We start from the raw sequence: 26,490 nt of genomic DNA, 5'->3' as shown, positions 1-26,490 counted from the left end.
GTGTCGCCCACGTTCTTCAGCCACTGTGTGACGGTGCCCTCGGTGACACTCTCACCGAGGTCGGGCATGGAAACGGAAGTCGGCATGGGTTCCTCGTTGGATCTGGACGCGGTCTCTGCCCAACGACTCGAATGGGCAGCGCGGATATGGCGGGGGCGGGCCCTCTCGGGACCCGCCCCCGGTGATGCGGTCAGTCGTGGACGTGCAGCGGCTTGCCCGCGAGAGCGAGGTGGGCCTCGCCCAACGCCTCCGACTGGCTCGGGTGCGGGTGGATCAGCTGCGCGACCTCGGAAGGCAGTGCCTCCCAGTTGTAGATGAGCTGCCCCTCGGCGACCAGCTCGCCCATGCGGGAGCCGACCATGTGGACGCCCAGGACCGGACCGTCCTTCTCGGCGATGACCTTCACCGCGCCCTGGGTCTGCAGGATCTGGCTCTTGCCGTTGCCCGCCAGGTTGTAGTTCATCTCCACGACTTCGTGGCCGCGCTCCTTGGCCACCTTCGAGGTCAGGCCCACGGACGCGACCTCGGGTTCACAGTACGTGACGCGGGGAACACCGTCGTAGTCGATGGCCGGCGGGTTCTGCCCGGCGATGTGCTCGGCCACGAAGATGCCCTCGGCGAAACCGACGTGGGCCAGCTGCAGCGTGGGGATCAGGTCACCGACCGCGTACACGTTGCCGACACCCGTGTGCAGGTTCTCGTCGACCTGGACGAAACCGCGGTCGAGCGTGATGCCCTGTTCCTCGTAGCCGAGGCCCTCGGAGACCGGGGCACGGCCGATGGCGACCAGGAGGATCTCTGCCTCCAGGGTCTTGCCGCCCTCGAGGGTGACGGCCACACCGGAGTCGGTGGTCTTGACCGACTCGAACGGCTTGCCCAGTTCCGACTTGATCTTGCGCTTGCGGAAGGCCCGCTCCAGGAGCTTGGAGCTGGACTCCTCCTCGACGGGGACGAGGTTCTTGAGCGCCTCGACGACGGTGACCTCGGTGCCGTAGGAACGCCACACGCTGGCGAACTCCACACCGATGACGCCGCCGCCCAGGACGATGGCGGACTCGGGGACGCGGTCCATCGTCAGGGCCTGGTCACTGGTCATGACCTTCTTGCCGTCGATCTCCAGGCCCAGGGTCTTGGGCTGGGAACCGGTGCCCAGAAGGATGTTCTTGCCCTTGTAGACCTTGCCGTCGACGGTCACCTCGTCCTTGCCGGTGAGCTTGCCCTCACCCTCGACGACGGTGATCTTGCGGGCCTTGACCAGCCCGGACAGACCCTTGTACAGGCCGTCGACGACCTTGTCCTTGTACTTGTTCACGGCCCCCATGTCGATGCCCTCGAAGGTGGCCTTGACGCCGAAGTTCTCGCTGTCCTTCGCGGAGTCGGCGACCTCGGCCGAGTGCAGGAGGGCCTTGGTGGGGATGCAACCGCGGTGCAGGCAGGTGCCGCCGAGCTTGTCTTTCTCGATCAGGACGACGCTCATGTCGAGCTCCGCGGCGCGGAGCGCCGCCGCGTAGCCGCCGCTGCCGCCGCCAAGGACGACGAGGTCGAAGGTGCCGCCGCTCTCACTCACGGGAACGAACTCCTTGTTGTGGTGGCTGGTGATTCAGGTGGTGGTAGGACCGCGTCGCCCACCGGAGGGCGGTGTGTCGGCACGGTCGCCGCGAGCAGGGGCGCCCCGGCTCAGGGGCGCCCCTGCACACGGTCACTTGCGGGCGTACTCCTCGGCGATGCGGACCAGGGTGCGAGTCCCCGTGCCCGTACCGCCCTTGGGGGTGTACCCGTGGGGCCCGCCGTGGTTGAACGACGGGCCTGCGATGTCGAGGTGGGCCCAGGAGACCCCCTCGTTGATGAACTCCTTGAGGAAGACACCGGCCGAGAGCATGCCGCCCCAGCGCTCGCCGGCGACATTGGCGATGTCGGCGACCGACGAGTCCAGGCCGGCGCGCAGTTCACCGGGCAGGGGCATGGCCCAGGAGGCCTCGCCCTCTGCGTCGGCGGCCGCGACGATACCGTCGCGCGTCTCGTCGTCGTTGCCCATGACCGCGAAGACACGGGTACCGAGAGCGACGAGCTGGGCGCCGGTCAGCGTGGCGATGTCCACGACCAGGTCCGGCTCGTCCTCCTGGGCGCGCACCAGGGCGTCGGCCATGACCAGACGGCCCTCGGCGTCGGTGTTGAGGACCTCGACGGTCCTGCCGCCGTACATGGTCAGTACGTCGGAGGGGCGCTGGGCGGTGCCGCTGGGCATGTTCTCGGCCACGGCGAGGTAGCCGACCGCGTTGACCTTCAACCCCAGGGTGGCGATGGCGCGCATGGCGGCGAGCACGGAGGCCGCACCGGCCATGTCGGACTTCATCCAGTCCATCGAGCCCGCGGGCTTCAGGGACAGGCCGCCGGAGTCGAAGGTGATGCCCTTGCCGACGAAGGCGATGGTCCTGGTGGCCTCCGGGTGGCTGTGCTCCAGGCGGACCAGGCGCGGCGGGTTGGCCGAACCCTGGCCCACACCGGTCAGGCCGCCGTAGCCGCCCTCGGTGAGTGCCTGCTCGTCCAGAACCTCGATCCCGAGGCCGGCCTCCTGGGCGAGCGCCTGTGCGGCCGAGGCCAGGTCCTCGGGGACCAGGTCGGCCGGGGCGGTGTTGACCAGGTCGCGGCTGTAGTTGACGCCCTCGGCCAGGACCGCAGCGCGCTCGGCGGCGGCCTCGGCCCCGGACGCGGAGGAGACGAGGGTCAGCGTCGCGGACGCTGCCTTGTCCGCCTTCTGCCGGGCCTGGTCGCCGGTGCGGTAACGGTCGAAGGTGTACAGGCCGAGGTGGGCGCCCAGGGCAACGGCACCGGCCTGTTCCGCGGTCTGTGCGGGCAGGGCCAGCGCGACACGGCCGGCGCCCTCGGGGCGGGCGGCCAGGGCGCGCAGCGCGGCGCCCGCGGAACGGGAAAGGACATCGGAGTCGACCGGGCCGTCGGTGGGCGCCGGGCCGAGACCGACCGCGACGACGACCGGGGCCGGGACGGCTCCGAGGGAAGCAATGGTGTGCACCTCCTCAGGCGCGCCGCCCGCTCCCAGGAGCGACAGGGTCGGGGCGAGGCCGCCGGTGAAGGCGGCGTCGACGTCATGAGCGCCCGACGCGGGCTCCGGAGTATCGCCTCCGGAGTGGTAACCGACGACGATGACGTCGGCGTCGAGCGTACTGGGGGACTCCGTAATTACTGACAACGTCGTGCTCACGCCAACGATGCTAGTCGCCGCGCGTGCCCGGCGGCGACCCGGCACCCCGTGCCCTCCGAGGCGCTGACGCGGAGCTCGCAGGTAGTGCACGCCCCGGGCCTTCCCCCCTGGTGGGTACGGGGCCTGCGTCCAGTGAGAGCCCCTCTCACCGCCGGTGGGGGGCCGTTTGGCGGTCCGCTCGGGGCGAGGATCCGTGCCCCGGTGGAAGAGCGGTGAAACTCCGTGTGAAAAAATGTGATCATGCCGACACGGGCCCCGGGTACAGGGTCGTACCGGGAGAAACCCGGCGGCCGCCGGCCACGGCCGCCCGCGGGGTTCACACCCATGCGGCGGACGCGGCCAGCACCACCAGTGCGGTCGTCCCGGACGACTCCGCCAGCGACCCCAGTACGTCCCCGGTGATCCCGCCCAGGCGCCGTACACAATGCCGCAGCAGGAGCCCGGCGACCGCGAGGCCCGCCACCGTCGCAAGCACCCCGCCCAGGACCCAGGGCCAGGTCAGGAACCACCCCGTTGCCCACGCCAGGACGAGCGCGACCGATGCCAGAGCCAGACCGGGACCCCGCACGCTGCCCGCGACGAAGGCCCCCAGGCCCTCCTCGCGGGCCGAAGGAACAACGGGCAGGCACGCCCAGGTCGCGGCCGTCCGGCTGACCGCACCGGCCAGCACCGCCCCCGACAGCGCCGTGGCGGGGGAGAGGGCCACCAGCTGTCCCAGCGCCAGAGTCCGGACCCCCAACGTGACGATGAGAGCCACGACCCCGAACGGACCGATGTCGGAACGGCGCATCACCTCCAGGGCGCCCTCGGCCCGGCGTGCGCTGCCCAGCCCGTCGGCCACGTCGGCCAACCCGTCCAGATGCAGCGCCCGTGTGGCCAACGCGCCCAGAGCCACGCCCAGCAGGGCCGCCAGGGTCGGTGCCAACCCCAGCCAGGAGCCGGACACAGCGACGAGCCCGACGGCCAGGCCCAGCAACACGCCCAACCACGGGGCCCACGCCATGGCCCAGCCGGCCACGGCCCGGTCCAGTCGCCCCGCCCGTACCGGTACGGCGGTGAACGTGCCCGTCGCCATACGTGCACCGTCGACCACATCGGCCAGACGTCCCGTGGCCGGGCTCACGGGAGCTCCACCACACGCCCGGCGACGGCCAGCACGACCTCTTCGGACTCGGCGCCCACCCACTGGTTGAGCCGCCCCAGGTGGTCGCGGAAGAGGCGGCCGGACCGGGTCGCGGGGACCACACCGGAACCGACCTCGTTGGTCACCGCCACCACATAGGCCCGGGTACTGCGCCAGGCCTCCAACATGTCGCGGATCTCCGCCTCCAAAGCTTCCTCTGCGCCCTCGGGGGCCTCCTCGTCCCACAGGCCGTGGCGGCCCATCGCCCCGGCCAGCCAGGTTCCCAGACAGTCGATCAGGAGCGCGCCGCGGGTGTGCAGGAGCAGTGCCGCCAGGTCGGAGGTCTCCTCGGTGTGCCACCACCAAGGACGCCGTTGCGCGTGCTGCCGCACCCGCGCGGCCCACTCCGGGTCCTGCGCCTCGTCAGGAACCGGACCCGTCGCCGCGTACACGACCCTGGGCTCGGCGAGCAGGCGGATCTCCGCCTCGGTGGACTTGCCGGACCGGGAACCGCCGGTCACGAGCGTGCGGCGCGGGCCCTTCGGACGCGATTCCGGCCATACCGAGGGCGGGCAGGGCATGTCACTGCCGTCACTGGGCACCAGAGCACCCCACAACCGGGCCCGGCGGGCGAATTCCTCGGGTGAACGGACCCGGTGGTCGCCGCCGACCGCGACCACGGCGGTGGTGGTGCCGATCACGCCGGAGCGGCGCAGTTCGCCGATGGCCTCGGGCCGCTGCGCGGCGTCCACGATGACCATGTCGACCTGCTGGGGCGGGGCGGAAGCGTAGCTGGAGGTGTCGGGACCGGCATCGGCCGACGGGTCCCCGGACAGCGGTCCCGGGGTGGAGCGGGCCAACAGGAGCCTTCCGCCGATCGGCCCTTGGACCAGGGTCCCCTCGGGGGTGGAGGCCACCGTGTAGTTCGACGGCACCGGGCCCACAGCGCCGCCCTCACGGACACGGAAGAGCTCGTCCACGGTCACGCGCAAGGGCAGACGGCGGTCGGCCTGGGCTTTGTTGCAGGAGGAGCAGGTGCACTGCGGAGCCGGCCAGCCCGCATGCCCTGCTGTCCCCGGAAAACGGATACGCACCCGACGAAGTTAACCCCATCGCGATGCCCGCTTTGGTTAAGCTCGGCACGGACCACGGCGACCGAGGCCGTGGTGTCCCCGACGAAGGGTGGTCAACATGGCGTGGACCTGGCGCTACTTCGGGCCCGACGGCGACGAGCTGGAGCAGGACCTGCCCTCGGAGTCGTTCACCTCCCGCGGAGACGCCGAGAGCTGGCTGGGCGAGAACTGGCAGGAGCTCGCCGACGGCGGTGTGGGGCGCGTCGCCCTCATGGAGGAGGACCGCAGGGTCTACGCGATGTCGCTGGAGCCGGCCGAGTAGTTCCCCCGAGGTCCGGTGTCCGCTCCTGCGCGGCCCGCCTCCCCGGTCCTCCGGGCGCAGGACGGCCCCGGCGCCGAGGGGTGCCGGGGCCGCATGCGGCCACCAGGCCTCAACCGCGGACGTTGTCCGGGCTCTTGGTCAGGGCCGGGTCGCGCTGGATGCTGTCGCCGAGCACCTCGTCGATGCGGGCCATGAGCCCGGCGTCGAGCTCGACCCCCGCCGCCTGCACGTTCTTCTCCACCTGCTCGGGCCGGGAAGCGCCGATGATCGCGGTGGAGACGTTGCGGTTCTGCAGCACCCAGGCCACGGAGAGCTGGGCCATGCTCAGCCCGGCCTCGGCGGCGAGCGGCTCCAGTCCCCGGACCCGCTCCAGCAGTACCTGGTCGGAGACCTTGTCCGCCAAGAACTTCTCGCTCCTGGGGTCGGCGGCGCGCGACCCGGACGGCAGTTCCTCACCTGGCCGGTACTTGCCGCTCAGCACACCGCCGGCCAGCGGCGACCACACGAGTTGTCCCAGGCCCTCGCGCTCACTGAGCGGCACGACCTCGCCCTCGATGACCCGCCAGAGCATGTTGTACTGCGGCTGGTTGGACACGAGCCGGTCGAAGCCCATCTCGTCGGCGATCTTCAGCGCCCGTTCGATCTCCTCGGCCCGCCACTCCGAGACACCGATGTAGAGGACCTTGCCCTGGCGGACCAGGTCGTCGAAGGCCCGCATCGTCTCCTCGAGCGGGGTGGTGTGGTCGAACCGGTGGGCCTGGAAGAGGTCCAGGTAGTCCGTGCCGATACGCCGCAGGGAGTCCTCCACCCCGCGCACGACGTGCTTGCGCGAGAGCCCCCGGTCGTTCTTGCCCTCGCCCATGGGGTTGAAGACCTTGGAGAAGATCTCCAGGCCGTCACGGCGTTCACCCTTCAGCGCCCGGCCCAGGACTTCCTCGGCACGTCCGCCCGCGTAGACGTCAGCGGTGTCGAAGGTGGTGATGCCGGCGTCGAGGGCCGCCCGCACGCACTTCTTGGCGGTCTCCTCCTCGACCTGCGACCCGTGGGTGATCCAGTTCCCGTACGCGATCTCGCTGACCATGAGACCGCTGTTGCCCAGATGCCGAAATTCCATGAGGGGCACCCTAGCGTCCCGGCTTCGGCCTCGGGCGGGACGGACACCCGCCCTCCGCCCCCCGGGAACGAGTGAGGGGCCGGTGCGTGCACCGGCCCCGTCTCACGTGTACTGCGGACTTGCTGGGAGGGTTCGGATCGTTCAGCGTGCTGCGCGGCGCGGGGTCGGGTCGTCGCCGACCTTGACCTCGGGCTTGGGCAGCCGCAGGCGCCGGAACTGGAGCTGGCGCATGGCCACGTACCAGCGGATGCCCTTCAGGGAGGGGTCGTCGGGGAAGTACTCGGAGGCGCGGCGCTTGACCGTGCGGCCGGTCATGATGCCCTCGAAGACGAGCGAGACCATCATCAGCGGCCAGATGATGTAGGCCACGCCGACCTGGAAGAGCGGATTGTTGATGAACAACAACGCGATGACCACGATCGAGAACGGCAGGAAGAATTCGCTGATGCTGCGCCGGGAATCGACGTAGTTCCGGGCGAAGGCCCGCGCCTCACCGTAGTCCTGTCGTCTGTAGTACCTCTCCTGCCCCTTGGGAGCGCCGGAACGCCGGGCGTCGCGCCCTCGTTCACGTTCGAGACGGTCCCGATGGGCCCGGTACGCCTCCTTGCGTGTTTGAGGAGCGTTCAGCGGTCGGCGCAGGTCCTGTTGGGATTCTTTGCGCTTTGGGGTGGGGACACCCTTCTTAGGGGTATATCCCTTAGGTTGGGTGGCCTCAGTGGACTCAGGGCTGACGGATTCGGCAACGGCCGAAGCCGTGTCTGCGGAAGCGGAGCTACGTCGGAACACACCTTCAGGGTAGCCGGTCACAGCTTTATGGCGACCGCGGGCCAGACCGCGTAGGGTTGGGCAGAGCGCCCGCTGGGAACAGCCGATGTACGGACCGAGAAGGGGACGGCCACGCCGATGAGCGTGTTTCAGCGACTTTCGATGATTTTCAAGTCCAAGGCCAACAGGGCCATGGACTCGGTCGAGGACCCCAGGGAAACACTCGACTACTCCTACCAGAAGCAGCTCGAACTCTTGCAGAAGGTCCGCCGCGGGGTGGCCGACGTCGCAACCTCCCGCAAGCGGGTCGAGCTCCAGATCCAGCAGCTCGAGCAGCAGTCCGGAAAGCTGGAGAGCCAGGGCCGCAACGCCCTCGAGCAGGGACGGGAGGACCTCGCCCGCGAGGCCCTGACCCGCCGTTCCGGTCTCACCGGACAGATCGACGACCTGCGTGAGCAGCACTCCAACCTCCAGCAGGAGGAGCAGAAGCTCACCACGGCCGCTCAGCGTCTGCAGGCCAAGGTGGACTCCTTCCGCACCCGCAAGGAGACCATCAAGGCCAACTACACCGCCGCCCAGGCCCAGACGCAGATCAGCGAGGCCTTCTCCGGCATCTCCGAGGAGATGGGCGACGTGGGTATGGCGGTGCAGCGTGCCGAGGACAAGACCAGCGACATGCAGGCCCGCGCCGGGGCCGTCGACGAGCTCCTCGCCTCCGGTGCCCTCGACGACGTCACCAGTTCCAGTGGTTCCAAGGACGACATCCAGGCCGAGCTGGACCGGATGGCCAGCACCACCGGTGTGGAATCGGAACTGGACCGGATGAAGGCCGAACTCGGCCAGGGTGGCGGCTCCACCCCGCAGATCGAGGGTGGCAACGGCCAGAAGGAGGGCTCGTGATCGTTCGCATCATGGGTGAGGGACAGCTCGACCTGACCGACGCCGACCTCGATCTGATCAACTCCTACGACGACGCGTTGGAGAAGGCGATCGAGACCGGTGACGAGGCGACCTTCCGCAAGGCGCTGCACGACCTCCTCGAACGGGTCCGCCAGGACGGCGAGACCCTCGCCCCCGACGCTTTGAAACCCTCCGAGTACATCCTCCCCCATGCCGACGCGAGCATGGAGGAGGTCCGGGAAATGCTCCAGGACGACGGGCTCATCCCGGGCTGACCGACCACGGGGTCCGCCGTCCGGCGCGACCCCGCCCAGGCCGTCCGTGCGGACCCGGGCCCATCTGTGCGCTGGCGGCCGCCGGGACCACGGTGTCCCGGCGGCCGCCGCATTGTGGGATCACCCACTCCAGGACACATGTCCGTGTTCTTTGACCCGCATCTCACCTCGGAGAACTACACTTCCGACGAGCCGCCGCGGGGAGGAGGCCACACATGGCAGGGTCCAAATTCAGACCGGACAGCGGTCTCACCACCAGGATGGTCCTGACGATGGTGCTCCTGTTCGTCGTCTACGTGCTGTTCGTCGTCGGACTGGTCGCCGCCGGGCTCAACATCTGGCTGGTACTCGTCCTCGTGGCCGCCTTCGCGGCCTTCTCCTACTTCTCCTCCGACAAGATCGCCATGTTCGCCATGGGGGCCAAGGAGGTCTCGCCCCAGCAGGCGCCCGATCTGCACGCCGTCGTCGACCGGTTGTGCGCCATGGCCGACATGTCCAAGCCCCGGGTGGGGATCGCCGACACCGACGTGCCCAACGCCTTCGCGACCGGCCACAGCGAGAAGAGCGCGGTGATCTGCGTGACCACCGGACTCGTCCGGCGCCTGGAGGGCCCGGAGCTGGAGGCCGTCATCGCGCACGAGCTGTCCCACATCGCGCATCGCGACGTCATGGTCATGACCATCGCCGGTTTCCTCGGCATCGTGGCGGGTTTCCTCACCCAGGCGGGCCTGCGTTTCGCCATGTTCAGCGGCATGGCCGGCGGACGCGGCAACAACAACGGCCCCGCGCCCGCGGTCGTGGCCCTGCTCGTGGTCCTGGTCAGCGCGGTGGCCTGGGCGTTGAGTTTCCTGCTCACCCGGGCCCTGTCGCGTTACCGCGAGCTCGCCGCCGACCGTGCCGCGGCCTACCTCACCGGTCGCCCCTCCATGCTCAGCAGCGCACTGAGCAAGATCACCGGGGACATGGCCCGCATCCCCACGCGCGACCTGCGCCAGGCCGAGCCGTTCAACGCTTTCTTCTTCGCCCCGGCGCTGTCGGAGAAGGGCTTCAGTTTCAGCCAACTCATCGCCACCCACCCGCCGGTCCAGCAGCGGGTGAGCCGCCTCGCCGAGATCTCGCGACAGCTCGGCCAGGGACACTGATCCACCCCCGAGACCCGGAACCGGAGCCGACCCATGAGTTTCTGGCGCGCCCTGTTCGGGCGGTCCAAGCCTGCCGAACCCGACCTCGACGCCCTGTTCGGTCTTCCCACCGCGGCCGTCACGCTGCGCGCGTCCGCGGGGTTCACCCCGACCGGTACCGGTTCCGTGGCCTTCCGCGCGGCCGAAGGGGCCGACTTCCAGAGCGTGGAGAACGATGTCACCGCCCTTCTCGACGCGGGGGAGGGGCCGCCCGTACGCCAGGTCACCGACGACTACGGCTACACCTGGATCGTCGTGCGTACCGCCCACGCGCCCGAGGGCGAGAGCCCCGACCCCGACATCAGCGGACTGGTCACCGACCTGCACGCGGTCAATTCCACGCTCGAGGCCAACGGCTACGGGCCGTCCCTGCTGTGTTCCCTGGTGGGTTTCCACGACTCCCGGGGGCGTTCGCTCGGTCTGGTCTACCTGTACAAGCGCGGAACCTTCTACCCGTTCGCGCCGGCAGGGGGACAACGCCGCGACAACGCACTGGAACTCCAGGTGGAGGCCTCCGTCGGGAACGACCTCCCCCTGGAGAAGGACCGCTCGCGCTGGTTCCCGGTCTACGGTGCCCCCGGGCTCTGAACGGGTCCGGCCCCGCGACCTTCCACAGGGCGGTGTCCGGAATATGGCATCGGGGACCGGGGAAGATTACCCTGAGAACCACGAGCACATTGTTCCCGCCTGCGACCCGTTGCGGTCGGTCCGCACAGCGGCGGACGGGAACGACGCGGCGGTCGTACAGCGGAATGCCGGGCAGGTCCCGGACGTTGACTCCGTTGCACAGGACAGGACCGGCTGAGACCGGTGGGCCCCGCCACGACCGGGGCAGCCAGGCGGCCGCACCCTTTGTTATGAGGAGCTTTACAGATGACGGTTCAGAGCGAGACCACCGAGGGCATCATCCTCACCGATGAGGCGGCCGGCAAGGTCAAGGGGCTGCTCGAGCAGGAAGGCCGTGACGACCTGCGCCTGCGCGTCGCAGTTCAGCCCGGTGGCTGCTCGGGGCTGCGCTACCAGCTCTACTTCGACGAGCGTGAGCTCGACGGCGACGTCGTCGCCGACTTCGGCGGCGTCGAAGTGGTCACCGACCGGATGAGCTCCCCGTACCTGATCGGCGCCACGATCGACTTCGTGGACTCCATCGAGAAGCAGGGCTTCACCATCGACAACCCCAATGCCACCGGCTCCTGCGCCTGCGGCGACTCCTTCAACTGAGCTACGGCCCCGGTCGCCTCCGGGGCGGCGGGCTGACAGCACCCCCGAAGGGGAGGACGGACCAGCGTGTCCGCCCTCCCCTTCGTCATGTCACGGACCCCCCTCATCAGTGCCGAGGGGCCGGTGGATACCCTGAAGCAGTCCAAACGGGGGGCCGGTGTGCCCACCCGGTGTACAGGTCGCCCCCCGATCGACCCGTCCCCGAACTAGGAGTTTTCGCCTCGTGCGTATCGCGGTTGCCGGATCCATCGCCACTGATCACCTCATGTCCTTCGACGGTCGGTTCGCCGAGCAGATCATCCCCGAGAAGATCCAGCAGTTGTCCGTGTCGTTCCTCATCGACGAACTCGATGTGCGCCGGGGCGGTGTGGCCGCCAACATCAGCTTCGGCCTGGGGAACTTCGGTATGAACCCCGTGCTGGTGGGTGCGGCCGGTGCCGACTTCGAGGAGTACCGGACCTGGCTCGAGCGGCACGGCGTCGACACCTCCGCCGTGCACATCTCCGAACTGCGTCACACCGCCCGTTTCGTGTGCACAACGGACCGGGACCAGAACCAGATCGCCTCCTTCTACGCCGGTGCCATGGCCGAGGCGCTCAACATCGAGCTGAAGCCGATCCACGACCGCCTGGGCGGCATCGACCTGGTGCTCGTGGGCGCTGACGACCCGGCCGCCATGGTCCGCCACAGCGAGGAGTGCCGCACCCGCTCGATCCCCTTCGCCGCCGACCCCTCCCAGCAGCTCGCCCGCATGGAGGGACCGGAGGTGCGCAGCCTCATCGAGGGTGCCACGTTCCTGTTCACCAACGAGTACGAGAAGGCCCTGGCCGAGCAGAAGACCGGTTGGTCCGACGAGGAGATCCTCGAGCGCGTGGGCACCCGCGTGACCACTCTGGGCTCCAAGGGCGCCCGCATCGACGTCAAGGGCGAGCCCAGCATCCATGTGCCCGTCGCTTCCGTCGGCGAGGCCGTCGACCCCACCGGTGTGGGCGACTCCTTCCGTGCCGGTTTCCTGGCCGCCCACTCCTGGGGACTGTCCCTGGAGCGCGCCGCCCAGGTCGGTAACGCCACCGCCGTGCACTGCCTGGAGGTCAACGGCCCGCAGGAGTACGAGCTCACCCCGAAGCGCCTCCTCGAGCGCATCGAGACCTCCTACGGCACGGAGGCAGCCGACGAGGTCCGCCCCCACCTGTAACGAGGAACTCTCTCCGGAGCGGTCCGGGCGGTGCCCGTGACCCTCTAGAGTGGACACCTGTGACCCGCACGACCCGGTCCTTCGGGGCCGGGTTGCTGCCCGCACGACCTCGGCTCCGCCGACCCTGTGGGGAGCCTCCGTGCCCCCGGTGCGCTGAAACGCGTGCCGGCAGACCGAGCCCACGCCGTTCGCGCAGGGTCACGCGCGACGGTGGGGAGCCCGACCGCACGCGCCTCCGGCGCTGTGCGGCCGGAGGGTGCCTCCGCGCATCTCCCAGATCTAGGCCAGCCTTACCTGGGACTCCCGCATGGAATTCTGAAAGGACTACGCATGCGCTACACCGGACCGAAGGTGCGGTTGTCCCGGCGCGCCGGTACCCCGCTGACCCGTAAGGCGGTCAGCTACTTCGAGAAGCGTCCCTACCCGCCCGGCGAGCACGGCCGCCGCGTCCGTCGCAACAGCAGCGACTACGCCGTCCGTCAGGCCGAGAAGCAGAAGGTGCGCTGGTACTACGACCTGACCGAGAAGCAGCTCGCCCGCGTCTACGACAACGCCAAGAAGCGTTCCGGCCGCACCGGTGAGGAGATGCTCGCCGACCTGGAGCTGCGTCTGGCGACCGTCGTCCTGCGTGCCGGCCTGGCCGCCTCGGTCTACGCCGCGCGCCAGTTCGTCAACCACGGCCACATCACCGTGGACGGCAAGAAGGTCGACATCCCGTCGTACCAGGTCAAGCCGGGGCAGATCGTCGGTGTTCGGGAGAAGTCCCGCAACATGGTGCCCTTCGTCGAGGCCGCCGAGGGCGTCCACGCCGACGACAAGATCGCCGGTTTCCTCGCCGTGAGCCACCAGGACCTGCGCGTGGCGGTCACCGACCGTCCCAAGCGCGAGCAGATCCCGGTGCCCTTCGACGAGCAGCTCGTCGTCGAGTACTACGCTCGCTGATCCCCGTTCCTCCCGGGGCCGGGGCCCCACCCCGGGCCCGGCCCCGGGAGGAGCAGAGCCGCGCGGACACCCGGTGTCCGCGCGGCTCGACCTTTGGGTGCACGTGCCGGAACACGCGGCGTCCTCCGACAGCGCGTGGACCGGGCACCCGCGAATCGTTATGGCAACGGAACCGGGCCTCCGTTCCACCCCGGAACGGCCCCTGCCGCGCTCAGTACATCCGCCGGATGTGAAATGCGCTACCCGGGTACGCGGGCACCTCCGCGACGAACTCGTGCATCTTCATCCTGCACCAGGCCGGTATGTCCGGACTCGCTGCAGGATCGTCCGCGGTGACCGCGATGACCGCACCGATGGGTACTTCGTGGATCCGTCGGGCGAGCCAAATGATCGGGATCGGGCACTTGTGGCCTCTCGCCTCCACCGTGACGAGGGCCGTCGGGGGCTGGTTCTCCGACACGGGAAACCTCCGGCTGTAGTCGTCCTGTGTCCCAATCTTGACCCGCCTCGGGCAATAAGGCACACCCGGTTAAGAGCGTCGTAAACCCAGCGATACGCTCCTCTGGAGTCCCACTCCGCGGGCGCGTCCACCACCCTCACGAGGTGGTGGCCGGGCCGGCGGGAGAGGGGCCCGGGGCAACGCCGGGCCGCGCTCGTAGCCAGCCGGGAGCCTTGTCTCCGCGGGCGAACGGGCCCGGCTCCGCGAGCTGTTCCGCTTGCCGAGCAGGGGTTGTTCAGCAACACGCTGACCAGGTAAGCCCCTGAGCGGCAGTCTGGGCGGTTCGCGATAATGTTTGCCCCTGAAAAGCTTTGGATACTTAGGCCGCCTGTGGAGACCTCCGCAGGCTTCACCGCTGGGAAGGCAATCCGTGAGTCCGACCCGCCAGAAAAATCGGCGCTCAACTCTGCGCCGATGGGCACCACGCGGCGCTGCGCTCGCCGTGCTGGGGCTGGCCGCGACCGGCTGCGCGTCGAACGATCTCACTCGTTTGGGCATGCCGGAGCCGATCACCGAGCAGGCCGAGCGTGTTCTTGCGCTCTGGCAGGGCTCATGGGTGACGGCTTTCGCGGTCGGCATCCTCGTGTGGGGACTGATCATCTGGTCGGTCATCTTCCACCGCAAGCGCTCCGAGCAGTTGCCGCCCCAGGTGCGGTACAACATGCCCATCGAGGCGCTCTACACAGTCCTGCCGATCGTCATCATCTCGGTTCTCTTCTTCTTCACGGCACGCGACCAGGCGTACCTGATGGACACCGAGGAACCCGCAGACGTCCATGTCGAGGTCGTGGCCTTCCAATGGGCCTGGCAGTTCAACTACCTGGACGACACGCGGGAGAACGGCGGCGAGGTGCTGCACTCCGAGGTCGGAGTCCCGAACCCGGACGGCACCGCCGACCCCGAGACGCAGACGACACTCGTTCTTCCTGAGAACTCGTCCGTCCATTTCGACCTCCACTCGCCCGACGTCATCCACTCCTTCTGGATTCCGACCTTCGGTTTCAAGATGGACGTCATCCCCGGGCACGACAATGCCTTCCAGGCCAACCTCAACGACGGCACCGAGGGTGAGTACATCGGCCGGTGCGCCGAGCTGTGCGGTGTGGACCACACCCGCATGCTCTTCAACGTCGAGGTGCTCTCCGAGGACGACTACGCCCAGTGGGCCCAGGAGCGCGAGCAGGAGGCCGCAGACGAGGACACCGAGGACCTCGAAGCGGTCGATGCCGCGGACGCCGAGGAGACTGACAGTTAAATGACCACGACGACGGAAACTCAACCCCAGAGCGGTGCCGCACAGGCACCGACGCGCAAGGGGTCGATCATCGTCAACTGGTTGACGTCGACCGATCACAAGACGATCGGGTACATGTACCTGATCACGTCGTTCGCGTTCTTCCTGTTCGGCGGTGTTCTGGCTGTCCTGATGCGCCTGGAACTGTTCTCGCCGGGCATGCAGTTCATGTCCAACGAGGAGTTCAACCAGTTCTTCACGATGCACGGCACGATCATGCTGCTGATGTTCGCGACCCCGCTCTTCATCGGGTTCTCGAACGTGATCATGCCGCTGCACATCGGTTCGCCCGACGTGGCGTTCCCGAGGATGAACCTGTTCAGCTACTACCTGTTCCTGTTCGGCAGCCTCACCGCCATCAGCGGGTTCCTCACCCCGGGCGGCGCCGCCAGCTTCGGGTGGTTCGCCTACACCCCGCTCTCGGACGCGGTGCGTTCACCGGGGCTGGGCGGTGACCTGTGGGTCCTGGGCCTGATCGTCTCCGGCCTGGGCACGATCCTCGGTGCGGTCAACTTCATCACCACCGGCCTGTGCATGCGCGCGCCCGGTATGACGACCTTCCGCATGTCGATCTTCACCTGGAACACCCTGCTGACCAGTGTCCTGGTCCTCATCGCGTTCCCGGTCCTGACCGGTGCCCTGGTCGCCCTGGGCGCGGACCGCATCGTCGGTACGCAGGTCTTCAACCCGGAACACGGAGGCGCCATCCTGTGGCAGCACCTGTTCTGGTTCTTCGGACACCCCGAGGTCTACATCATCGCGCTGCCGTTCTTCGGCATCGTCACCGAGATCCTGCCGGTGTTCAGCCGCAAGCCGATCTTCGGCTACAAGTCCCTGGTGGCGGCCACCATCGCCATCGCCGGCCTGTCGATCACCGTGTGGGCGCACCACATGTTCCCGACCGGCGCGGTGCTGTTGCCGTTCTTCTCGTTCATGAGCTTCCTCATCGCGGTACCGACCGGGGTGAAGTTCTTCAACTGGGCCGGCACCATGTGGCGCGGGCAGCTCACCTTCGAGACGCCGATGCTGTTCACCCTGGGGTTCCTGGCCACCTTCCTCTTCGGCGGTCTGACCGGGGTCCTGCTGGCCTCCCCGCCGATCGACTTCCACGTCACCGACTCCTACTTCGTGGTGGCCCAATTCCACTACGTGGTCTTCGGCACCGTGGTCTTCGCAATGTTCGCCGGGTTCTACTTCTGGTGGCCCAAGTTCACCGGGAAGATGCTCGACGAGAGGCTGGGCAAGTTCCACTTCTGGCTGCTGTTCCTGGGCTTCCACGGCACCTTCCTGGTCCAGCACTGGCTGGGTGCGGCCGGTTTCCCGCGCCGTTACGCCGACTACCTGCCCGGTGACGGTTTCACCACGTTGAACCAGATCTCCTCGATCTCCTCCTTCGTGCTGGCCGCCTCGACGCTCATCTTCTTCTGGAACATGTACATCACGGCAAAGAAGGCGCCGATGGTCGAGGTGGACGACCCGTGGGGGTACGGCTGCTCCCTGGAGTGGGCGACCTCGTGCCCGCCGCCGCGGCACAACTTCACGTCGCTGCCGCGGATCCGGTCCGAGCGCCCGGCCTTCGACCTCAACCACCCGCACGCCGCCGCACCCGGTGCCGTAGCCGCGGGCGCAGAGAAGAAGTAGGGCGGTCAAGTGAAGACACAGGCCTATCTGTTCATGGGCATCTCGACCTTCTTCGGGATGGTCGCTGCCCTGTACATGTACTGGTCGTACCAGGACCACGGCGCCATCGAGTGGACCGGTAGCACGGCTCTGGTCATCGGTATCGGTTTCGGCTGGATGATGGGTTTCTGGCTGCTCATGGCGGCCCGGCGCAGCGAACACTTCCACGGTTTGCCCGCGGAGGAACGGCTGGACGGTGAGATCGCGGAGAACGCCGGCGAGTTCGGTTTCTTCAGCCCGCACAGCTGGTGGCCGCTGTTCGTGGCCGCCTCCGTGGTCTTCACGGCCATCGGTGTGGCCATCGGCTGGTGGATGGTGTTCCTCGGATTCCTCGCCATCATCCTGACCGCGATCGGCTGGGTGTTCGAGTACTACCGCAAGGAGTTCGAGCACTAGGACCTCCGCCGTGCGTCTGCTCCCCGGCAAGCGGGTGAGCGTCCGCGGCGCGGTCCCCACGTCACCGCCCCGGTGACCGGAGGGGTGCACGCACAGCGTGTCCCTCCGGCGCCGGGGCGGTTCTTCTGTTGCGGCCGGATGCGAGGGACGGTGCGGGAGCGGATGTTGCGCCCTCAGGCCTCCAGGAGCTCTGTGAGGCGCTCGGAGGAGCGCTGCCAGGTCCACTCCCGTGAAACCCATTCGCGGCCGCGAGCGCCCATACGGGCGGCTGTTTCCGGTGAGCGCAGCAACCGGACGAGGGCGCGCGCCGTGGGGCCGGGCAGGGAACCGTCCACGACGGTCCCGGTCTCCCCCTCCAGGACCGCGTCGGCGGCACCTCCGGAGTTCCCGGCGACCACGGGCAGGCCCGTCGCCGAGGCCTCCAGGTAGACGATGCCCAGACCCTCGACCTCCAGGCCGGCGTGGCGCGAGCGGCAGGGCATGGCGAACACGGTTCCGGCGTCGTAGTGGGCGGGCAGCTCCGCCGGGTCGACCGGGCCGGTGAAGTACACCGATTCCGTCCTCTGGGCCGCGTTCCGGAGCCGGGAGGCCTCGGGGCCGTCACCGACCACGAGCAGCGCCGCGTCGGGGACGTCGGACAGGACCCGGGGCCAGGCACGGATCAGGGTGTCCTGTCCCTTGCGGCGCACCAGACGGGACACACACACCACCACCGGCCGGGACCCGAGCCCGTGGCGTTCGCGGATCCCGTGGCCGCCCGCGCCGGGGCGGAACCTGTCGGTGTCCACACCCGGAGGCAGGTGGCGCATGCGGTGCACGGCCCGGGGCGACAGGGCGCGCGCGAGCCGTTCGCGGGTGTGGTCGCCCAGGTAGGTGACGGTGTCGACCGTTTCACCGATCCGGCGCAGGCTCTCCCGTGCCGCGGGGACCGAGGCCCACCACGCCTCGTGCCCGTGCGTGAGGGCCACCTGCCGCCGGACCGGCATGCCCGGGGCCAACAGTCCCAGGGGCGCGGCGGCCCCGTAGAGGACGGAGTCGCAGTCCTCCATGCGGGCGATGGCCCGCGCCCGTGCGGCCACACGCGGCGTGGGCAGCAGGGTCCGGGCGGCGTCGCGCACGATCGGGAACGGCTGGCGCAGGTCGAAATGCGGGTCGCGTGCCGCGTCCCGCGGGTCCGGAGCGGAGGTGTAGACCACCACCGATCCCGGGGGCCGGCGCAGCGCCAGTTCGTGGACGAAGGCCTCGATGCCCCCGGTTCGGGGCGGGAAGTCGTTGGTGATGATCAGCGTTCGCGACACCTGAGCGAGTCTAGGGGCCGGAGCCCGTGTGTTGTGGGCCCCGCCCCCACCCGCGGGTGCGTGGCTCAGGGACGGACGGCGCCGACGAACTCCTGCCGGTAGTAGTCGTTGAGGGTCACGGTCCCGATCGGGGTGCCGGAGGTGGAGGCGTGCACCATCTCGCCGTTGCCCGCGTACATACCCACGTGGCTGGGCTGGGCTCCGTAGAAGAAGAGCAGGTCACCGGCCTGCTTGTTCTCCCAGGAGACCCGGGTCCCGGCGTTGATCTGGTCGTAGGTGGTGCGGGGCAGGGAGACCCCGGCGGCGCTCCAGGCGGCCTGGGTCAGGCCGGAGCAGTCGTAGCCGTTCGGGCCGGTGCCGCCCCAGACGTAGGGTTTGCCGATCTGTGCGTAGGCGAAGTCCAGGGCGGTGCGCGCGTTGCCGGAGGCGGGCCCGTTGTAGTCGCCCCCGCCGCCGCCACCGCTGCCGCCGTCCCCGACGGTCTCGGTGGCCTCGGCCCGTTCCTCCTCGGTGAGTTCCTCCAGGAGCGCTTCCTGCTCGGCGATGGACTCCTCGGCCGATTCGGTGGCCTCCTCCGCGTCCTCGAGAGCCGAGGCGGCTTCCTCCTCGGTGTCGGAGGCCTCGGACTCCAGGGCTTCCAGGTGCTCGAGCTCCTCGGTGTAGTGCTCCAGGGTCTCGTCGTTCTGGGAGGCCAGATAGGCCAGGTCCGCCTGGTGGTTCATGGCGGTCTCGGGCCCGTCGGAGCCGATGAGCTGGGTGGGGGAGGTGTAGTCCACCCCGGAGTAGGACAGGTTCGCCAGCCGGCGCACTCCCGATGCGAGGTCCTCGACCTGCTCCTCGGCGGACTCGATGTCGCTCCGGACCTCCTCCAGGCGCTCCTCGGCGGCCTCGTGGGTCTCCTGTGCGTCGTTGTACTCCGCGTTGAGTGAGGAGAACTCCTCCTGGAGCCCTTCGATCTCCTCGCGCACGTCTTCGGCGGTCGGCTCGGCGTGGGCGACGCCGTGGGGGAGCAGGAAGGCTCCGGCGGTGAGGGATGCGATCACCGCGGTGCGGCGGTTTCGGCCGCTGTGGGAAGCAGACACGTCGGGATACCTTTCTCTCCCCGCGCAGCAGGGAAAGCAGGCGCGGGGGACTGCACCGGGCGAGTCGGGGGAACCGCACCGGGCCGACACGGTGGGGCGTGTCCGGAGGCACGGGTGCTGGGGGGTGTGGGCTCCGCCCGGGCGGGGCCGTCGCCGCCGGGCCGGCGGCGAAGAGGAACGACCACGCTCGGCGTCGAAGACTAGTGCATCCTTCAGCCGCCACTCAACCGTTTCGTGACGTCCTTGTGGACGGGCATGAGTGTCCGAAATCTAGTGACAAGCCCGGAAAGCGTAGGCAGCATGCCACGACGGGAGCGCGGGGCCGGGTCCGGCCACTCCGTGGCGGCCATAAAAACCCGCAACCACGGGCAGCGGTGGCCGGGACCCTACAAGTGGCGGGCGCTCTTCCTCTTCGTCGAGGGCACGGTGCACTTCACCCTGGGCTTCGCCTTCGACGTGCTCATCGGGTACGCGCCCGTCGAGCTGCCGGTGGCCTGGCTCCTGGGCCGCTCCGAACGTCTGCGGGCATGGTTCCTGTGGGGCGCGTTGGGCCTGCACCTGACCCTGATGTCCGCATTCACCGTGTTCCCGGTCCTGCTGCCCGCGTCCGAGGGGCCGGACGAGGTGCCGGAGCTGTACACGAACGGTTCCTACACGGACCAGGTCCTCTTCCACCTGGAGAACTTCCTGCTCCTGACCGCCGGCTCCGTTCTCCGGCTGCGCCGTTTCCGCCAGGGACCGCTGGAGGCCCTCCAGGAACGGGTACTGTCCCGCGCCCGCTGAGACCGGACGCGGGACAGCCGTCCCGCGGTACTTACAGGCGCACCGCGAACTCGAACTGCCCGCCCCAGTAGGCGGCCAGCCCTACGACCTCGATGTTGCGGCCCGTGCGGGGGGCGTGCACCATCTGGTTGTCACCGGCGTAGAGGCCGTTGTGGCCCATGCCGGAGAAGAACATGATGTCGCCGGGCTGCAGCGCGCCCATGTCGGTGATGCGCTGTCCGACCTCGGCCTGTGCGTAGGTGGTGCGGGGCAGGTCCACGCCGGCCGAACGCCAGGAGGCCTGCACCAAGCCGGAGCAGTCGTAGCCGTTGGGTCCCGTGCCGCCGTACACGTAGGGCAGGCCGACCTGCGCGTAGGCGAAGTCCAGGGCCGATCCCGCGTTGCCGCCGGCACCCCCCGTGTACGACCCGCCGGAGTCGTCGGCGCCCTCGGAGGAGGGGTCGGAGCCGGGGAACTCGGCGAGCAGCTCCTGCTGCTCCTCGATCTTGCTCTCGACCTCCTCCTTGGCCTCCTCGGCCTCCTCGAGCTGGTCCTCGGCGTCCTGGAGGGCCTGCTCGGACTCGTCCTTGAGCGAGAACAGCCGCTCGGCCGAGTCACTGAAGTCGTCGAGCTCCTGGATCTGGTTCTCGGACAGGTAGTTGAGGTCCGCGTTCTGCTCGAGCAGGGCCTCGGGGCCCTCGGAGGTCAGCACGTTGGTCGCGGAGTCCAGGTCCCCCGACTGGTAGGTCGCGTTGGCGAACTGCTGGACCTGCTCCTGCAGCTCGTCGTAGCGCTCCTGTTCGTCGCCGACCTGGCTCTCGATCTCCTCGTACTGGGCCTCGGCGGCCTCGTGGTCCTCCTGGGCCTGGTTGTACTCCTCGACGAGGGTGGAGGCCTCCTGGTTGAGCTCTTCGATACGGTCCTCGACCTCGTCCTGGGTGGGGTCCGCGTACGCGGACCCGGGGACGAGGATGGCGCCGGCGGCCACCATTCCGATGCCTGTCGATGCGATTCGGCGCGACTGACGCCGACCACCGGGGTTCTTCATGGCGGTCCACGCTCCTTGGGGTTGATGAGTCCGCATGCTTGTACGGGGGGCGAGACGGAAGGGGTCCCTCACCGGCCGTCCTGGCGGGGACACGCGAGCGCAGCGGGGACCCCACCGGTTTCGGGGCGGACACAGCTGTGGTCCACTACCCGGTGGAGCACTCACGTTCGGGAAGAACCTAGCGGACCGTCCGTCGGGGCTCAACCACACGAGCCGGTCCGATCGGCGGACCCGCCGGCCATCAGCGGGCCCGTCCGGGCGGTCCTTCCAGGCCAGGACCCCCTCCGCCCGCTCCCGTGCCCGCGGCGGTGGTGCGTGTTACACCGAGGATTCCCGGAAGCGAAGGTTCAACTGGTGGCGTCCAGCCCGCGCAGGAACACCGCCGAGGGAACCGCACGCGCCCCGGCCCGCCGTACCGCCGACACGATCTCCCGGTCGGAGGTGACCACCACGATCGGACGCCCCGGGGGTTCGGCGCTCACCAGCCGCACGATGAGCTCGTCGGCGGTCTCACCCGCTTCACTGAACAGGAGCCGCACACGCCGCGGTCCCGCGGTCGCCGGAGGGGTGTCCACGTCCGCGCCGTCGAACACACACGTGATCTCGGCCTTGGTCCGGCTCGCCAGACCCTCCAGGGAGGACAACAGCCGTGTGCGCTGGTCGACCAGCGGCAGCGTCCCGTACCCGGTCTTGGTCACGTTGTAGCCGTCCAGCAGCAGATGCACGCGCGGCACCGTCAACAGGTGCCCCAACAACCCGGGATCGTCGTCGGGCAACCCCGCCAGTGACGCGCGCCGGTCCTGACCCTCGACCACCATGTCGGCGGGGCTGTCCAGGGACGCGGGCAGAGCCAGCTCCCGCCGCAGCCCGTGCGAGGCCTCGACGAGCACGTCCAGCAGCACCCGCAGGCGGGCCTCGTCGGCGTTGCGGCCCGTACGTGCCGCACGCCGGGCGTTCCCCACCTGTGTCTCCGCCGAGGCCACACGTGCACGCAGACGCCGGTTCTCCGCCTCCAGAGCACTGATCCGGGTGGCCGACTCGTGCTCGCGGCCCGCGGTCTCCTCCAACGCACGATCGGCCTGCTCGGCGGCCTCCTTGGCGCGCCCGCGCTCGTGGTGGACCCGGCGCCGCAGATCAGCGATCTCCGAACGCTGCTCCTTCAACTGCGAACGCAACCGTTCGTTCTCGGCCCGGTTCTCACGTTTGACCTGTTCCAGCTGGGTGCGCGCGGCCTCGGCGTCCTCGGCGGCGGCGTCGGCCTCCTGAGCACCGACCTGCCGCTCCAACTCCCCGTGGATGTCCTCGACGATCCCGGCCCACCCCTCGGGGCGCACCAGATAGGCGCAGGCCGCGACCGCGACCGGGTCGGCTGCCGGCGGCACCACACCGGACCGGAGCCCCTCGACGAGCTCCGGCCAGACCTGTTCCACCCGGGAGGCGACCCGGGAGCGGAAACCGGGATCGGTCTCCAACTGGGCAGCGATCTGCGGGCCGGCCAGACGCGCGCGGCGCCGCGGCTCGAACCGGGCGATCCGGCGCAGCACCGGCGGCACCTCGGAGGCGCGCATCCCGCCCAGGACATCGGAACCGTATTCCACGACCCGGGAGCGCACCTGTTCGGGGAGGGGACGCGCCGACCACCCGTCGGCACCGTCGGACCCGGCTGCCTCCTCCGGATCCGTGCTCATGCTTGTCCCGGGACGCTCTCGGCGACCCGGCCCGAGCGCGCGGCACCGGGCCGGGACACGGCCCGGACCGCGTCCGCTGGGCAGCACCGGCGGCAGCGCACCCCCGCCACCGTCTCCGACAGGACCCTGTGCTCCGCCACGACGCCGGCACCGGACAGCTCCCGGTGCACGAAGTCCTCGGAACGCACCGTCCGGGTCACGCCGAACCACGTGGGGTCTGCACACCCGACGCAGCGCCGACGTTCGTCACCGCCCGGCTTCACGATGGCCACGATCGTCTCCTTCTCCTGTGGGGTCGTTTCCACATCCTTCCATGTCGGTCAGGGGTGGATGCATACCGGAAGGTTCGGTCACAGGTGCCGACTACCCTGTCCGGGTGTCACAGCCCCAGGCCGATGAAGGCATCCAGACCAGCATCGACGAGCTCGGTCTCCCTCTGTCCGAGACCACGTTCGTCGTACTGGACCTCGAGACGACGGGCACCAGCGCCACCGACGCGCGGATCACCGAGATCGGGGCCGTGCGGGTCCGCGGAGGCGAGACCGTCGACGAGTTCACCACCCTGGTGAACCCCGGCATCGCCATCCCCGCGACCGTCACCCTCCTGACCGGCATCACCCAGTCCATGGTGGCCACCGCCCCGCCCGTGGAAGAGGTCCTGCCCGACCTCCTGGAGTACCTGCGCCGCGACCCCGGCACCGCCCTGGTCGCCCACAACGCCTCCTTCGACACCGGGTTCCTCAAGGCCGCCTGCGAACGCCACGGGCACCCCTGGCCCGCCCCGCCCGTGGTCGACACCCTGCGCCTGGCCCGTGCGGTCCTGGGCCGGGGCGAGACCCGCAACCACAAGCTCGGCACCCTCGCCGCCTTCTTCGGCACACCGGTCACCCCCAACCACCGGGCCCTGGACGACGCCCGCGCCACCGTCGACGTCCTGCACGGACTCGTCGAACGCCTCGGCCCCATGGGCGTGCACAGCCTCGAGGAACTGCGGTCGGTCACCAAACCCCCGACCAAACAGCAGATCGCCAAACGCCACCTCGCCGAAGGGGTGCCCGAAGCCCCGGGTGTGTACGTGTTCACCGACGCCAACGGCGCCGACCTCTACGTGGGCAAGAGCAAGAACCTGCGCCACCGCGTGCGCACCTATTTCACGGCTGCGGAGAACCGGCAGCGCATCCGCGAGATGGCCCGCGTCGTCGAAGGGGTGACCCCCATCGTGTGCGCCACCGAGCTGGAGGCCTCGGTCCGTGAACTGCGCCTCATCGCCGAACGCAAACCGCCCTACAACCGCCGCTCGCGCCACCCCGAACGCGTCCACTGGGTCAAACTCACCACCGAGGCCTTCCCGCGCCTGTCCGTGGTGCGGTCCGTCAAGGACGACGGCGCCCCGTACCTGGGGCCCTACACCGGCCTGAAGGAGGCCGACCGCGCCCGTGAGGCGCTCCTGGCCGCCTTCCCGCTGCGCCAGTGCACGCACACCTTCGATCCGCCCCGGCGCACCGTCGAACCCTGTGTGCTCGCCCAGCTCGGCCGTTGCGGTGCCCCTTGCGACGGCACCGAGAGCCGTGCCGACTACACCGCCCACGCCGATGCCGCCCGTGAAGCCATGACCGGCGATCCCGCGGCGGTCGTGGACCTCCACACCGCCCGCATCAGGAAGATGTCCGCGCAACTGCGCTACGAGGAGGCCGCGGCTCTGCGCGACCGGCTCGCCGCCTTCCTGCGCGGGGCCGGGCGCTCCCAACGCCTGACTGCCCTGGCGGTCCTGCCCCAGGTGATCGCCACCCGGCCCGGAGCCCTGGGGTGGGAGACCGGTGTCGTGCGCCACGGTCGCCTGGCCGCCAGCGCCGTCCTGCGTCCGGGTACCGACCCCGCGGCCTTCCTCGCCTCCCTGGAAGCCACCGCAGAACACGTCGAACCCGGCCCGGGCCCCGTCCCCAGAGCCACCGCCGCCGAGGGCGAGCTCGTCCTGGACTGGCTCACCGACCCCGCCACCCGCCTGGTACGCATCGAGGGCGAGTGGACATGCCCGTTGCGGAGCGCGGAGGCCCACGCCGAAATGACACACTGGGCCCATGGCCGCGCTCCCGCTCAATGACGACTACCCGGTCCGTCGGGCCCCCGTGGTCGCCTATGCCCTGATCGCGGCCAACGTCCTCGTCTACCTGGCCTCACCCCAGGCCGCCACGGCCGTCTGGTACCCGCCGGAAGCCGTCGAGCGCTTCTGCGCGATCCAGGACTACTTCATGCGTTGGGGTGCGGTACCCGCCGAACTCACCGGAACCACCGGCCTGGCCGCCCCCATAGTCCCCGAGTGCGGTCGGATCGGGGGCAAAGCGGTCTGGTTCTCGCTGCTGAGCTCCATGTTCGTGCACGGGGGCGCCGCCCACCTGCTCGGCAACATGGTCTACCTGTTCGTTTTCGGGCCGGTGGTGGAGGACCGCATCGGCCGCCTGCGCTTCCTGGCGCTCTACCTGGCCACCGGTCTGGCGGCCGCCCTGGGCCAGACCCTGAGCGACCTGGACGGGGAAGTGCCCATGGTGGGGGCCTCAGGGGCGATCTCCGGGGTCCTCGGGGCCTACCTCGTCGTGCAGTTCCGCAGCCGGGTCACGACCCTGGTGTTCGTGGTCGTCCCCATGCGGTTGCCCGGATGGGCACTGGTGGGAAGCTACTTCGTCCTCCAGTATCTTCTCTACGTCACCGGTTCCGAAGCGCCCGGCGAGGGGTCCGGCGTGGCCTACGCCGCGCACGTGTACGGGTTCATCGCCGGGGTCGTCCTGGGACTGGTGGTCTACCGACTGCGCTGGCGTTCCGGCACACGCCTGTCCGACGTCTACTGAACTGTGCTCCTCGGCCCCGCTCCGCTCCGACGGGCCCACCCGCGTCCCGCCACGGAAACCCCCGCCGGGGATCACCCTCGGGGCCCCAGAACCCCGCCGGGGCGCACCGAACCAGGTCCCGGGGGCTGAGACAGTGTTGACGGACAGGTCCTGGACGCTGAGCGGCGGCCGGGACCCGGACCCGCCCACGCCCTAGCAACCCAGGAGACACAGTGATCACCGCGATCGTCATGATCAAGGCCGACGTCAACCGCATCCCCGAGGTCGCCGAGGCGATCGCGGAGATCGAGGGGGTCAGCGAGGTCTACTCCGTCACCGGCGGCGTCGACCTCATCGCCATGGTGCGCGTGCGCCGCCACGAGGACCTCGCCGACGTCATCCCCGGCCACGTCAACAAGGTCCCGGGGGTGCTCTCCTCGGACACCCACATCTCGTTCCAGGCCTACTCCAAGCACGACCTGGAATCGGCCTTCGCGTTGGGCTGGTGACGGCCTGCCGCGGGGCTCGCACACAGAACCTCCGCACGGCCCGCACGAAGCGGGGCGGATCCGCCGAACGGCGGATCCGCC

28 protein-coding genes are annotated in these 26,490 nt (G+C 69.5%); 15 read left to right on the top strand and 13 right to left on the bottom strand.

Annotated elements, in window-relative coordinates; genetic code table 11:
* The 5 genes from D456_RS27920 to D456_RS0114185 form a co-directional block, all read right to left on the bottom strand.
* Positions 1–86, bottom strand: an 86-nt coding sequence (locus tag D456_RS27920; RefSeq protein WP_338036326.1) for a biotin/lipoyl-containing protein, incomplete at its 3' end; no start/stop codon positions are given.
* 104 nt (positions 87–190) lie between these two features.
* Positions 191–1,567, bottom strand: a complete 1,377-nt coding sequence (gene lpdA, locus D456_RS0114200; RefSeq protein WP_017576852.1) for a dihydrolipoyl dehydrogenase — start codon at positions 1,565–1,567, stop codon at positions 191–193.
* Positions 1,568–1,699: 132 nt separating this feature from the next.
* Complete coding sequence (locus D456_RS0114195) at positions 1,700–3,220, bottom strand: leucyl aminopeptidase (protein ID WP_083904586.1); 1,521 nt, start codon at positions 3,218–3,220, stop codon at positions 1,700–1,702.
* Positions 3,221–3,536: 316 nt separating this feature from the next.
* Positions 3,537–4,343 (bottom strand): adenosylcobinamide-GDP ribazoletransferase, encoded by an 807-nt coding sequence (locus D456_RS0114190; protein WP_017576850.1) that lies wholly within the window; start codon positions 4,341–4,343, stop codon positions 3,537–3,539.
* Positions 4,340–5,329: a bifunctional adenosylcobinamide kinase/adenosylcobinamide-phosphate guanylyltransferase gene (locus tag D456_RS0114185; RefSeq protein WP_017576849.1), complete on the bottom strand. Its 990-nt coding sequence runs from the start codon at positions 5,327–5,329 to the stop codon at positions 4,340–4,342. Before D456_RS0114185 ends, D456_RS0114190 begins: the two co-directional genes overlap by 4 nt.
* A 205-nt stretch (positions 5,330–5,534) precedes the next feature.
* Here D456_RS0114185 and D456_RS0114180 point away from each other — a divergent pair, with 205 nt between their 5' ends.
* Positions 5,535–5,738, top strand: a complete 204-nt coding sequence (locus D456_RS0114180) for a hypothetical protein (RefSeq protein WP_026115878.1) — start codon at positions 5,535–5,537, stop codon at positions 5,736–5,738.
* Between the two features lie 109 nt (positions 5,739–5,847).
* Here the strand turns inward: D456_RS0114180 and D456_RS0114175 are convergent, their stop codons facing one another.
* Both D456_RS0114175 and D456_RS24195 read right to left on the bottom strand, forming a co-directional pair.
* Entirely contained in the window at positions 5,848–6,852 is a 1,005-nt protein-coding gene (locus D456_RS0114175; protein ID WP_026115877.1) for an aldo/keto reductase family protein, read from the bottom strand.
* A 141-nt stretch (positions 6,853–6,993) separates the two neighbouring features.
* Positions 6,994–7,638, bottom strand: coding sequence for a DUF3043 domain-containing protein (locus D456_RS24195; RefSeq protein ID WP_193373837.1), 645 nt, complete (start codon positions 7,636–7,638; stop codon positions 6,994–6,996).
* 117 nt (positions 7,639–7,755) lie between these two features.
* Here D456_RS24195 and D456_RS0114165 point away from each other — a divergent pair, with 117 nt between their 5' ends.
* The 7 genes from D456_RS0114165 to rpsD all read left to right on the top strand — a co-directional run bounded on the left by D456_RS0114165 (position 7,756) and on the right by rpsD (position 13,331).
* The gene (locus D456_RS0114165; protein WP_083904585.1) at positions 7,756–8,517 is read left to right on the top strand and encodes a PspA/IM30 family protein; all 762 of its coding nucleotides are present in this window, start codon (positions 7,756–7,758) and stop codon (positions 8,515–8,517) included.
* A complete protein-coding gene (pspAA, locus tag D456_RS0114160; protein ID WP_017576844.1) occupies positions 8,514–8,792 on the top strand; it encodes a PspA-associated protein PspAA in 279 nt (92 codons plus the stop codon). The genes D456_RS0114165 and pspAA overlap by 4 nt, the downstream gene beginning before the upstream one ends.
* 215 nt (positions 8,793–9,007) lie before the next feature.
* Positions 9,008–9,934: a zinc metalloprotease HtpX gene (gene htpX / locus D456_RS0114155; protein WP_017576843.1), complete on the top strand. Its 927-nt coding sequence runs from the start codon at positions 9,008–9,010 to the stop codon at positions 9,932–9,934.
* Positions 9,935–9,967: 33 nt separating this feature from the next.
* Positions 9,968–10,561 carry a PspA-associated protein PspAB gene (gene pspAB, locus D456_RS0114150; RefSeq protein WP_017576842.1) on the top strand — a complete coding sequence of 198 codons (594 nt, stop codon included), beginning with the start codon at positions 9,968–9,970 and terminating at the stop codon, positions 10,559–10,561.
* Between the two features lie 285 nt (positions 10,562–10,846).
* Positions 10,847–11,194 (top strand): HesB/IscA family protein, encoded by a 348-nt coding sequence (locus tag D456_RS0114145; protein ID WP_017576841.1) that lies wholly within the window; start codon positions 10,847–10,849, stop codon positions 11,192–11,194.
* 223 nt (positions 11,195–11,417) lie between these two features.
* Complete coding sequence (locus D456_RS0114140) at positions 11,418–12,389, top strand: carbohydrate kinase family protein (protein WP_017576840.1); 972 nt, start codon at positions 11,418–11,420, stop codon at positions 12,387–12,389.
* A 330-nt stretch (positions 12,390–12,719) separates the two neighbouring features.
* On the top strand, positions 12,720–13,331 hold the full coding sequence (gene rpsD, locus D456_RS0114135) for a 30S ribosomal protein S4 (RefSeq protein WP_017576839.1): 612 nt from the start codon (positions 12,720–12,722) through the stop codon (positions 13,329–13,331).
* 211 nt (positions 13,332–13,542) lie between these two features.
* Here rpsD and D456_RS0114130 read toward each other — a convergent pair whose 3' ends face one another.
* Complete coding sequence (locus tag D456_RS0114130) at positions 13,543–13,791, bottom strand: sulfurtransferase TusA family protein (protein ID WP_017609744.1); 249 nt, start codon at positions 13,789–13,791, stop codon at positions 13,543–13,545.
* Positions 13,792–14,200: 409 nt separating this feature from the next.
* On the opposite strand from D456_RS0114130, the gene ctaC reads away from it, so the two are divergent.
* Genes ctaC through D456_RS0114115 form a run of 3 tightly spaced genes read left to right on the top strand, consistent with a single transcriptional unit; the run spans position 14,201 to position 17,200 of the window.
* A complete protein-coding gene (gene ctaC / locus D456_RS0114125; RefSeq protein WP_449289280.1) occupies positions 14,201–15,085 on the top strand; it encodes an aa3-type cytochrome oxidase subunit II in 885 nt (294 codons plus the stop codon).
* On the top strand, positions 15,086–16,765 hold the full coding sequence (gene ctaD / locus D456_RS0114120; protein ID WP_017576836.1) for an aa3-type cytochrome oxidase subunit I: 1,680 nt from the start codon (positions 15,086–15,088) through the stop codon (positions 16,763–16,765). It abuts the gene before it with no gap.
* Between the two features lie 9 nt (positions 16,766–16,774).
* A complete protein-coding gene (locus tag D456_RS0114115; RefSeq protein ID WP_017576835.1) occupies positions 16,775–17,200 on the top strand; it encodes a cytochrome c oxidase subunit 4 in 426 nt (141 codons plus the stop codon).
* Positions 17,201–17,373: 173 nt separating this feature from the next.
* Here the strand turns inward: D456_RS0114115 and D456_RS0114110 are convergent, their stop codons facing one another.
* The gene (locus D456_RS0114110) at positions 17,374–18,498 is read right to left on the bottom strand and encodes a glycosyltransferase family 4 protein (RefSeq protein WP_017576834.1); all 1,125 of its coding nucleotides are present in this window, start codon (positions 18,496–18,498) and stop codon (positions 17,374–17,376) included.
* A 65-nt stretch (positions 18,499–18,563) separates the two neighbouring features.
* Positions 18,564–19,580 (bottom strand): C40 family peptidase, encoded by a 1,017-nt coding sequence (locus D456_RS0114105; RefSeq protein WP_026115875.1) that lies wholly within the window; start codon positions 19,578–19,580, stop codon positions 18,564–18,566.
* Between the two features lie 300 nt (positions 19,581–19,880).
* Between D456_RS0114105 and D456_RS24190 the strand changes: the two genes are divergently transcribed.
* Positions 19,881–20,363, top strand: a complete 483-nt coding sequence (locus tag D456_RS24190) for a DUF418 domain-containing protein (protein WP_017576832.1) — start codon at positions 19,881–19,883, stop codon at positions 20,361–20,363.
* A 31-nt stretch (positions 20,364–20,394) separates the two neighbouring features.
* Here the strand turns inward: D456_RS24190 and D456_RS0114095 are convergent, their stop codons facing one another.
* The 3 genes from D456_RS0114095 to D456_RS0114085 all read right to left on the bottom strand — a co-directional run bounded on the left by D456_RS0114095 (position 20,395) and on the right by D456_RS0114085 (position 23,383).
* Complete coding sequence (locus D456_RS0114095; protein ID WP_017576831.1) at positions 20,395–21,333, bottom strand: C40 family peptidase; 939 nt, start codon at positions 21,331–21,333, stop codon at positions 20,395–20,397.
* Between the two features lie 404 nt (positions 21,334–21,737).
* Entirely contained in the window at positions 21,738–23,078 is a 1,341-nt protein-coding gene (locus tag D456_RS0114090) for an NYN domain-containing protein (protein WP_017576830.1), read from the bottom strand.
* Positions 23,075–23,383 carry a hypothetical protein gene (locus tag D456_RS0114085; RefSeq protein ID WP_017576829.1) on the bottom strand — a complete coding sequence of 103 codons (309 nt, stop codon included), beginning with the start codon at positions 23,381–23,383 and terminating at the stop codon, positions 23,075–23,077. Before D456_RS0114085 ends, D456_RS0114090 begins: the two co-directional genes overlap by 4 nt.
* A gap of 71 nt (positions 23,384–23,454) precedes the next feature.
* Here D456_RS0114085 and D456_RS0114080 point away from each other — a divergent pair, with 71 nt between their 5' ends.
* The 3 genes from D456_RS0114080 (at position 23,455) to D456_RS0114070 (ending at position 26,409) form a co-directional block, all read left to right on the top strand.
* Positions 23,455–25,179 (top strand): DEDD exonuclease domain-containing protein, encoded by a 1,725-nt coding sequence (locus D456_RS0114080; protein ID WP_017576828.1) that lies wholly within the window; start codon positions 23,455–23,457, stop codon positions 25,177–25,179.
* The gene (locus D456_RS0114075) at positions 25,157–25,921 is read left to right on the top strand and encodes a rhomboid family intramembrane serine protease (protein WP_017576827.1); all 765 of its coding nucleotides are present in this window, start codon (positions 25,157–25,159) and stop codon (positions 25,919–25,921) included. Before D456_RS0114080 ends, D456_RS0114075 begins: the two co-directional genes overlap by 23 nt.
* A gap of 212 nt (positions 25,922–26,133) precedes the next feature.
* The gene (locus D456_RS0114070) at positions 26,134–26,409 is read left to right on the top strand and encodes an Lrp/AsnC family transcriptional regulator (RefSeq protein ID WP_017576826.1); all 276 of its coding nucleotides are present in this window, start codon (positions 26,134–26,136) and stop codon (positions 26,407–26,409) included.
* The last annotated feature ends 81 nt before the right edge of the window (positions 26,410–26,490 follow it).

Origin of the sequence: Nocardiopsis kunsanensis DSM 44524, assembly GCF_000340965.1 — a bacterium.
GTDB classification, from domain to species: Bacteria; Actinomycetota; Actinomycetes; order Streptosporangiales; family Streptosporangiaceae; genus Nocardiopsis; species Nocardiopsis kunsanensis.
Note: the sequence above shows the minus strand (reverse complement) of the source record. Positions and strands in the feature narration are given on the sequence as shown.